Below are 2,565 nucleotides of genomic sequence, written 5' to 3' on the forward strand. Positions count from 1 at the left end.
CCGGAACATTTTATTCCTTGAATACTAATACCGGAAAGTCCAATTGGCAATTCCAATCCAAGTCCCCTATTCTTGCTGAAGCTGCCATCTGGAATGACCTGGTGCTGTTTGGCAATGAGAACGGTCAATTGACAGCCTTGAAAAAAGACAACGGCAAACTGGAGTGGATCTTTCAGGCCGGAAAAGAACACGCATTAGACTTATGGGATTATTTCCGATCAGGTCCTTTGCCCGGTAATGACAAAATATTTTGGGCCTCGGGAGATGGACATGTTTATGCCCTACATCCCAAAAAAGGGGAAGTAATTTGGAAATTTGATACAGGTGCTGCTATCCACATGACTCCTGTTTTGGAAGATGGAAAGTTATTAATCGGCAATTTCAAAGGTCAGTTGTATGCTTTGGAACCTGAAACAGGAGATCTTATCTGGAAATTTCAGGCCATTGGTTCTCGGTATTTCCCGGATTCCGAATTCCAAAAATCACCATTGGTTAAGGATGGAAAAGTATATATCGGCTCCAGAGACTTGAATCTGTATGTGCTTGACCTGGAAACAGGAAGAGGAATATGGCACTTTACTGAACAAGGCGGCAGTTGGATCATTGCCTCACCACTGATTCATGATGGCGCAGTTTATTTCGGAAGTTCAGATACCTACAGGTTTTATGCACTTGATGAAAAAACCGGAAAGGAAAAGTGGAGTATTTTGACATTTACCCGGTCTTATGGATCCCCGATCGCATTTAAAGATTGGATCATATTCCCGGGCTTTGATGGAAAGATCAGGGCAGTCAGCCCTAAAAGTGGAACATTGCAATGGGAATACCAGACCCAGACGAGTCTTGAGAATTATCCTAAGCTCTACAATGAAGCAGGAAAATTCAGGACTGACCTTCAAATAAATTCGGCAGAGGAAGCGGAATCACTGATAGACAGCCTAGGGCCTATTATCAATACCCCTGTTCTAAATTATGAAACATTGTACTTCGGAAGTTTGGAAGGGAAAGTTTACGCTGTTGATTTGGGGGATATCAAATAGGATAGCAGACCTTTGAGGTTTAGACCTTTGGGTTCCGATAGTTATCGGAATCAAAACCCCGAAGGTCTTCTACTCTGTAAAATTACCACATTGAATCATAGTGCGAAGTACAAGGATATTGGTTTCCTAAAACCTTTCCGGGATAAAATTTACGCTATATTGTAATCCTTCCTATTTACTTTTCTGTCAATTAAATCCCTAGAGGTAGGAAAGACCTCTAGGGATTTCAGTCCTGACCTTTGGGTTCTGATAGCTATCATTCCCTAAGGTCTTTTTTTTTTTTGAAGCGCAATTAAACATGGTGTTCTCAAAGACCTCAAGGTTTAAGGGAAAGTACGGATTTGTAAATACGAACATGTTTTGATTTTCAAACTTGTTCGAACTCCCTAATCCGAACAGACAGGCCACTCCCCTAGCCTAGCTTTGCCCAAAATGAAAAACACCATGAAAACGAAAACAATCATTTGGCTTTTTATTTCTGTGATGGGCATAGCGCAGGCTATAGCTGGAGGTAAAGGCCTAGAAGGAAACTTTTCATATGAAAATGGAAAGTATTGGGGAAGGGTAATTGACACTAAAGGCGAATCCCTTCCTTTTGCCAATGTGGTCTTGCTTCATTCCGAAAGCAGGGAAATCATTGTAGGTGCTGTAACAGATTTTGACGGAAATTTTGAATTGTTGACAACAGTGGATTTCAAAGAAGCAATCTTCAAAGTATCCGCCATTGGTTTTGAAACTTATGAAAGAACAATTTCTTCTTCACAAAAAGAGTTGGGTACAATTACGCTCGAAGAGGAAATTTCGGCTCTTGCTGAGGTAACAGTAAAAGCGGCAAGGCCGGAGATCAGCATTTTCGAGGATAAAACCGTGGTCAATGTTGAAGGTTCTGCCATGGCGGAAGGCAGCAGTGCATTACAGGTAATTGGCAGATCTCCCGGGGTTTTTATAGACAATGACAACCGCATCCAGCTCAATGGAAAAAGTGGGGTACTGGTCATGATTGACGACAAGCAAACTTACATGAGTCCTGAAGATTTGGCTGCATACCTGAGCGGTATGCCTGCTGACAATATCAAAAGTATTGAATTGATAGCCAATCCTTCTGCCAAATTCGATGCAGAAGGGGCTGGTGGTGTCATCAATATTCTATTGAAGAAAAACAACCTGAATGGCACCCATGGAAGCCTACAGATCGGAGGAGGCTACAATGGTCTGCCCACTAGCCTCGCCAATGCATCCATCAACCATAAAAGCGGGAAATGGAGAAGTGGGTTGAATCTCAATTACAATAACCAAGGGAATTTGATCAATCTTCAAACCCAGCGCAATTTTCAAAACCCTGAGGGCAATTCTTCCCTTGACCAAGAGGCTGACACAAAAAGAACGCAGGAGAATATGTTTGCCACCGCTTCATTGGACTATGATATCAATGACAACCACAGTGTGGGAGGAGGCCTCCAGTTAAATTACCGGAATCAAAATGATGATGTAAATGCTTTTGCAGATATCACCATCAGCGGTCAGG

General features: G+C 42.3%; 2 protein-coding genes. Both read left to right on the forward strand.

All coding sequences use genetic code 11. The features are described from left to right. A partial coding sequence (locus ACEW8O_RS26760; protein WP_373497694.1) for a PQQ-binding-like beta-propeller repeat protein occupies positions 1-1,040 on the forward strand: 1,040 nt, incomplete at its 5' end. A gap of 444 nt (positions 1,041-1,484) precedes the next feature. After that, positions 1,485-2,565: carboxypeptidase-like regulatory domain-containing protein (locus ACEW8O_RS26765; RefSeq protein ID WP_373497695.1), on the forward strand; the 1,081-nt coding region annotated here is incomplete at its 3' end.

It is taken from the genome of Aquiflexum sp. (assembly GCF_041749095.1).
Lineage (GTDB): Bacteria > Bacteroidota > Bacteroidia > Cytophagales > Cyclobacteriaceae > Aquiflexum.